Origin of the sequence: Candidatus Hakubella thermalkaliphila, from assembly GCF_013281975.1 — a bacterium.
Taxonomy (GTDB): domain Bacteria; phylum Actinomycetota; class Humimicrobiia; order Hakubellales; family Hakubellaceae; genus Hakubella; species Hakubella thermalkaliphila.
In genome coordinates this window covers 1-986 of record NZ_BLRZ01000318.1, presented here as the reverse complement: position 1 = coordinate 986, position 986 = coordinate 1, and the positions used below count along the sequence as shown (strand labels likewise).

Below are 986 nucleotides of genomic sequence, written 5' to 3'. Positions count from 1 at the left end.
CCCATAGGTACAGCTCTTCTAGAAGCAGACGTCCTCCGCCCCGGGGATAGGGTGGACGTCGTTGCCAGCTTTGCCGGAGAGGAGGGGCGGGGTAATTTTACCAAGACTATTCTTCAGCAGATTGAGGTGGTGGCAGTGGGGCCGCTAAATAGGGTGAGCGGCGAAGAGGATGCCATTTTTCCTTCTGATCAGAGGCTATTTGGAGAATTTAGCCCCCCCTCCGAACAGCATGCCGTCACTTTGCTGGTTACACCCAGAGAAGCAGAAATACTGCTTTTTGCCCTGGCCAACGGGAGAGTGGATCTGATTCTCGGTCCACCAGAATCTTCCCCATTTTCAGACAGAGGCCCGGTCACCCTGGAAGACCTCTAGGGGAAGATTTTTCAGAGACAGAAACACCTGGTGAGAAGTCATTGGGGAGATTCCAGATAAAGGAAGAATCCCTACAAGATGACAGCCTATAACTGAAGATGGAGAGCGTATAACAAGGAGATAGAGAGTGGACCGGAAAGTTGTGGCGATCGCTGATAATGAAGAAGATCTAGATAAATTGAAATCTCTTATTGACGTGGATATCTTGAGGGACAAAGTTGTCCTTTTGTGTCCGAAAGAGAGAGGGGAGCTTTTGGGTGCCTTGAAGTACCAGCAGCCAGTTGCTCTTTTGGCCACCTCAGGGGCCTTTTTGAGGTTCTTGAAAACTTCCCTCCAGGAGATCAGGACCTTAAATCCTCTATTAACAGTTCTGGTTGTTTGCTTAGAGAAGTTGAAAAAGGAGGAAGAGGATAAGCATCAGGATAAGGGTGACCAAGGGGATGATTATGAGGATGGGGATGGGGATGGGGAGGAGGTACTACGAGAGATATCTCCATCCGAAGTGGATGATCTCCTTCTACGTCCTGTGAGCAGGAGGTCAGTCTCCCAGAAATTGGTACTGGCTCTTCACCGGGCGGAAAGGTGGCAAAAACTCCTTCACAGCAATATCCAGA

At 49.6% G+C, this 986-nt stretch carries 2 protein-coding genes; both read left to right on the top strand.

Translation table 11 applies throughout. The features are described 5' to 3' along the window. Positions 1-372 (top strand): RcpC/CpaB family pilus assembly protein (locus tag HW443_RS11850; RefSeq protein WP_258190534.1); only part of this gene is annotated, 372 nt, incomplete at its 5' end. A gap of 127 nt (positions 373-499) precedes the next feature. After that, on the top strand, positions 500-986 hold a 487-nt coding region (locus HW443_RS11845), incomplete at its 3' end, for a hypothetical protein (RefSeq protein ID WP_176238290.1).